The sequence below is a fragment of the Rhodococcus sp. NPDC056506 genome (assembly GCF_042794945.1).
Lineage (GTDB): Bacteria > Actinomycetota > Actinomycetes > Mycobacteriales > Mycobacteriaceae > Rhodococcus_F.
The window spans coordinates 1-6489 of sequence record NZ_JBHTSW010000084.1 but is presented as its reverse complement, the minus strand read 5'-3'; the positions used below and the strand labels follow the sequence as shown (position 1 = coordinate 6489).

At 62.4% G+C, this 6489-nt stretch carries 1 protein-coding gene; it reads left to right on the top strand.

Translation table 11 applies throughout. The features are described 5' to 3' along the window. Positions 1-6489 (top strand): amino acid adenylation domain-containing protein (locus ACFQ6H_RS29615; protein ID WP_378650411.1); only part of this gene is annotated, 6489 nt, incomplete at both ends.

The following is a 6489-nucleotide window of genomic DNA, read 5'->3' as shown; positions in this document are numbered from 1 at the left end:
TCTCTTCCGGGGTTCATGGTGCCGTCGGTGGTGGTGGTGTTGGATGGGTTGCCGGTGACGGTGCATGGGAAGTTGGACCGTAAAGCCCTACCGGATATCGACTTTGATCCTCCTCCGCTTCACTATGTTGCACCGCGTACGCCCTTCGAGGAGACCGTTGCCACCGTCTTCGGCGAGCTACTGGGAATATCGAGGGTCGGTGTGCGCGATGATTTCTTTGCTCTCGGTGGAAACTCTCTCGGTGCGACTAGGTTGGTTGCGCGGGTGAATTCGGTTCTCGGAGAACGGATCAGTATCCGCGACGTTTTCGACGCGTCCACCGTGGCAGCGCTGGCCGAGTTGGCGCAGTCACGCGGAGGGGACGCCGGTGGCGGCGTCGGAGTCAAGCCGCCGTTGAGACCGCGGGGTGCAACCACGGATATCCCGCTTTCACCTGCGCAGCAGAGGATGTGGTTTGCCAATCAGTTCGACCCTGATTCCGCCGCGTACAACATCGCGTGTGCGTTACGGCTGGACGGCACTTTGGATGTCAGTGCACTTCACGCGGCATTTGGCGACGTCGTCGACCGGCACGAGTCTCTACGCACGGTTTTCCCGCTCACTGACGCCGGCCCACGCCAAGTGATCGTGCCTTCCTCACAGGTCCTACCAAACCTCGTACCGACAATTGTGCCGGGCGAGGAGGAACTGCGCGAGAGGTGCCGCAGCCTTGTCTCGGAGGGCTTCGATGTCGCACAGCAGGTCCCGTTGCGCGCAACTCTGTTACGTGGGGGTGATCACGTCCTGACGCATGTCCTGGTGATCGTGGTACACCACATCGCCGCAGACGGCTTCTCCACGGCGCCGCTGGCTCGCGATCTCATGAGCGCCTACGCCTCCCGAGTGAAGGGAGAGGCGCCCGAGTGGGCGCCGCTGGCGATCCAGTACGCCGACTATGCGTTGTGGCAACGTGATTGGTTGGGCTCGGAATCCGACGAGCAGTCCGTGGTCTCGACACAACTCGGCTATTGGGTCGACAATCTTGCCGGCGCACCGGAGGTTCTCGACATTCCCACCGATCGACCGCGCGGTGATGTGCGCTCGCTTCGACGCGGGCGGGTTCGGTTCGTGGTGAATTCGGAGATTCATGCCGGTCTGATCGGCCTTGCCCGCCAGCACAACGCCACGATCTTCATGGTCGTGCACGCAGCCCTGGCCGTGATGTTGGCACGACTGAGTGATACCGCCGACGTCGCCGTCGGAACTCCGATCGCCGGGCGTGGGGAGCGAGAGCTCGACGAACTGGTGGGGATGTTCGTCAATACATTGGTCTTGCGCACTGCAGTAAACCGCGGGACGACTTTCGGGGAGTTCCTCGACCTGGTCCGAGGCATCGATCTGAGCGCCTTCACTCACGCCGACGTGCCGTTCGAACGTGTCGTCGAGAACGTGAATCCTTCACGTTCGACGGCATACTCGCCCCTGTTTCAAGTCATGCTGGAGTTCCAAGACATCGAGCGGCCCGGACTTGAACTCCCCAACCTGCAGGTGACCGACGTCGGCGTCGCGATCGACACCATCAACTTCGATCTGCAGTTGACGGTATCGCAGACCTTCGACGATACCGGCGAACCGGGCGGCATCCACGCTGAATTCGGATATGCCACAGATATTTTCGACGAGAGAACAGTAGGGTCCTTCGCCGGTCGCTTGCAGCGGATACTCGATAACGTGACCTCCGATCCGCACTCGCAGATCGGAGATATCGACATCCTCGACACCCGTGAGCACATCGAACTGGTTCCTGTTCGAGGTGAGGTTTCCGCCGCGGCACAGAGTTTATCGGCGTTGCTCACTGCAGCAACAGATATGGCAACCGCCCACGATCCCGACGCCGTCGCACTGATATTCGAGAAGCATGAAGTGACCTACCGCGAACTCGACGCGCAGTCGAACCGGTTGGCCCGCATGCTGATCGAATCCGGAGTGGGCCCCGAGTCGATGGTCGCGCTGTGCGTCCCACGTTCCGTCGAGTCCGTTCTGGCAGTGTGGTCCGTTGCCAAGACCGGTGCGGCATTCCTTCCCGTGGACCCGAGTCATCCTTCTGAACGTATCGAGTACATGTTGGGCGACTCCGGCGCAGCCTGGGGAATGACCATCAGGGCGCATCGCGGTGTGCTCGCCGACCGAGTGCCGTGGGTGGTTCTCGACGACGAGATAGTGGCGGAACGGTTGTCGACGTACTCGCCGTCGAGAATCACCGACGCGGATCGGACGACACGGATTCGAACCGACAATCCGGCCTACGTGATCTACACGTCGGGATCTACAGGAACGCCCAAGGGTGTGACGGTCACGCATCGCGGGTTGAGCAACTTTGCTCGCGAGGAGCGCGAGACTTTTGCTGCCACGACTCGATCCAGAATCCTGCACTTCGCTTCGCCGAGTTTCGACGCCTCGGTTCTCGAACTCTTGTGGGCCGTTGGTGCCGGAGCCACCATGGTGGTCGTGCCCCCGACCGTCTACGGCGGGTCGGAGCTGGCGGAGTTACTGGAGCGCGAGCGCGTCACTCATTGTTTTGTCACTCCGGCGGCTTTGGCGTCCGTCGATCCCGACGGCCTCACCACAGTCGGATGCGTTGTCACCGGCGGTGAGGCGTGTCCATCGGAATTGGTGACCCGCTGGGCGTCGGGCAGAAGAATGTTCAACGCCTACGGCCCGACCGAGGCGACGGTGGTGTCGAGTATCAGTGCAGCTCTGACGCCTGACGAAACGGTCACCATCGGTGCACCAACTCGGGGATTTGCCGAGGTAGTGCTGGATTCGCGGCTTCGCCCGGTGCCGGTAGGTGTCGCCGGGGAGTTGTATCTTGCCGGGCCGGCTTTGGCACGCGGCTATCACCGGCGTTCCGCACTGACGTCCACGCAGTTTGTCGCTGATCCGTTCGGTCCGCCGGGAACCCGGATCTACCGCACGGGCGATCGGGTGCGCTGGACTACTGACGGACAGCTGGAGTACCTCGGGCGCACGGATTCCCAGGTGAAGATCCGTGGGTACCGCATTGAACTCGGGGAAGTCGAAGCGGCATTGCAGTCGCACCCGCGCGTGACCCAGGCGGTGACGGACGTCTGGAACGGAGACGGTAGCGATCGGTTGATCGGCTACGTGGTACCTGATCGGGAAGCGAATATCGATACGCGTGACGTCCTCGCGCATGCCGGCAAGCGGCTGCCGTCGTACATGGTGCCTGTGGCCCTGGTGATACTCGATGCGCTTCCACTGACGGTTCACGGAAAAGTTGACCGCGCAGCGCTTCCCGCGCCCGATTTTTCGTCCGCCTCCTCACTTGATCGGCCACCCCGAACGGAAACCGAGAATCTACTCGCCGGCCTGTTCGCGCAGGTGCTCAGAGTGGAAACAGTAGGAGTGCACGATTCGTTCTTCGAGCTCGGTGGCGACAGCATCATGTCCATCCAATTGGTGGCCCGGGCTCGCGATGCAGGTGTGATCTTCTCGCCTCGAGATGTGTTCGTCCGTAAATCTGTTGCCGCGCTTGCCGAGTCGGCGAAATTCGAGCACGACGGATCGGAACTTCTCGCGGAGCTGGCAGGATCGGGCATCGGTACTGTTCCGTTGACGCCGGTGGCACAGTGGTTGCTCGATCGCAGCGGCGGCTTGTTCGGCGAACTGAGCCGGTTCTCCCAGGCGCTCTTGCTGACAGCTCCCGGTGATCTCACCCAGAACGTCCTTGTCCGTAGCGTCCAGGCGCTGCTGGACCGGCACGACATGCTCCGAGCACGCCTGGTCGAGCGTGAGCGGGTCATGGAAGTTCCACCGCCCGGCTCGATCTCGGCTGAAGGACTGAGTAGTCGTGTGAGGGTCGACGCGGTGGACGACGACGACTTCACCGCCTTGGTGTCGAGGGAACTCGAAGCCGCGGCCGAGCGCTTGGATCCTGCTTCCGCCGACGTGGTTCGCGTTGTCTGGTTCGACGTTGCTGACAATCCCGATGTGCCGAACAAGCGGGGCCGGCTACTGCTGGTGATTCATCACCTGGTTGTCGACGGCGTCTCCTGGCGCATTCTCGTCACAGACCTGGCGTCGATGACAGCGCAACTGCGGTCCGGTGTCACGCCCGAACTGCCACAGATCGGAACGTCGTTCCGGCGATGGGCGCATGGGCTTGTCGAGCACGTGGGCGACCGGAGCGTCGAACTGGACATGTGGAAAACGATCCTGGACGGCGATGACCCGTTGATCGGTTCGCGCCCACTCGATCCCACGATCGACGTCGACGACACGGTCGACACCGTCACTGCTGACATCACGTCTCACGTGACCAGGAGCCTTCTCACCACAGTTCCTGCGGCATTCCACGCCGGCGTGATCGACGGCCTCCTCACGGCTGTTGCGCTGGCAGCAATCGGGTGGCGACGACGCCGGGGTATCGATACCTCCGACGCGCTGATCAGTCTCGAAGGCCACGGACGTGAAGAAGATGCCGTTCCCGGCGCCGATCTCTCTCGCACCGTCGGTTGGTTCACCACGCTCTTCCCGGTGCGATTGGATCTTGGCGGGATCGATGTCGACGACGCACTGGCAGGTGGAGGCGAAGCGGGGCGCGCCGTCAAGGTCGTCAAGGAGCACGTGCGTGCGATCCCGGACCACGGAATCGGATACGGCATGCTGCGGTACCTGTCCGAAGACGCGGAGAACCTCAGCCGATACCGTTCTCCTCAAATCAGTTTCAATTATCTGGGTCGGGTGAGCACCTCCGACGGAGCGCAGGACTGGCTGCCGGTCGAAGGCAATCGAAAACTCGGTGGAACACAGAATCGTTCCATGCCGGTGGCGTCGGTGATCGACATCAACGCGGCCGTCGAGGACGGTCCCGACGGCCCGTGCTTGACAGCGTCGTTTGCATTTCCACGCGGGGTACTCGACGAGTCGGACGTCGCGGAGTTCGCGGACCTCTGGCGCCTCGCGCTCGATGGTCTGGCCGCTCATGCATCGCGACCCGGTGCGGGTGGTCTCACACCGTCGGACATCCCGCTGGTCTCGGTCGACCAGCAACAGATCGAACATTGGGAGGGAGATTACCCGGCATTGAACGATGTCTGGTCGGTGTCGCCTCTTCAGGCGGGGTTGATGTTCCATGCTTCACTGGCGGCAACGTCCACCGATGTCTACACAGCTCAACTGTGTGTCGAACTCGAAGGAGTGGTTGATTCCGAGCGTGTGCGCGGCGCTGCTGCCGGACTGTTGGTCGACCACCCGAATCTGCGGGCGGCGTTCGTCTACGACAGTAACGGTGTACCAGCGCAGTTGATCGTCGACGACGCGGAGATTCCATGGAGCGAAGTAGACCTCACCGAACAAGGATCGGCTACCGAAGCAGAGCTACGGCGGTGCCTCGACGAGGATCGCAGAGCCCCCTTCGACCTGGCCTCGCCGCCACTGCTGCGGCTGACGGTGCTGCGAACCGCCGCGACGCGGTGCGTACTGGCGGTGACAAACCATCACATTGTTCTCGACGGTTGGTCGATGCCACTGTTGGTACGGGAACTGCTGATGCGATACGCCGCCGACGGTCTCCCGGTCGACAGAGTTCCGCCCGATCTTCCCGAGTCCCCGTCGTACCGCACCTATCTGGAGTGGTTGGCGGACCGCGATCCCGACACCTCGCTCGCGGTATGGGAAGACGCCATGCGGGGCGTCGAGGAGCCGACCCTGTTGGCAGATCCAGCACCGAACGTGGAGCAGGGTGTGCCCGAGGAAGAAATCGTCGATCTGCCTGAACCCGTACTCGACGGACTCAGTGCACTGGTCCAGCGCAGCGGGATCACGATGAACACGGTGGTCCAAGCCGCGTGGGGTGTTCTGTTGTCCCGATTGCTGTCCCGCGAAGACGTAGTCTTCGGCGCCACGGTCTCGGGACGCACACCCGAACTACCTGGTGTGGAAAACATGGTGGGACTGCTGATCAACACGTTGCCCGTACGTGTGCAACTGGATCCGGACGAGACGTGGACCCAGTTGCTCGCTCGACTACAGGACGAGCAGGTATCACTGCTCGAGCATCACTATGTCGGGCTCGGCTCGATTCAGGCACGGGTAGGGATGGGCAACCTGTTCGACACGCTCTCGGTCTTCGAGTCTTATCCCGTCGACGCTTCGGGGATGGATGAGAACGCCGACATCGCCGGGATGCGAGTCACCACTGTGGACGCCCGCGATGCCACGCACTACCCGCTCACCCTGCTTTCGATCGCCGAGCCCGCTTTGCACCTGAGTCTGCGATACCAGCCTGCAGCCTTCGAACGCGCAGCGGTCGACACCTTCGCACAGCGTTTGGCGCGGATTCTCACCGCCATCGCAGAGGACGCGGACACAACGGTCGGCGAGGTCGACGTGTTTGTTGCGGGTGAGCGTGGGTTGGTGGTGGGTGGTTGGGATGGTGTGGGGGTGGTGGTGGGGGGTTTGACGTTGGTGGATGTGTTGGATGGTCGG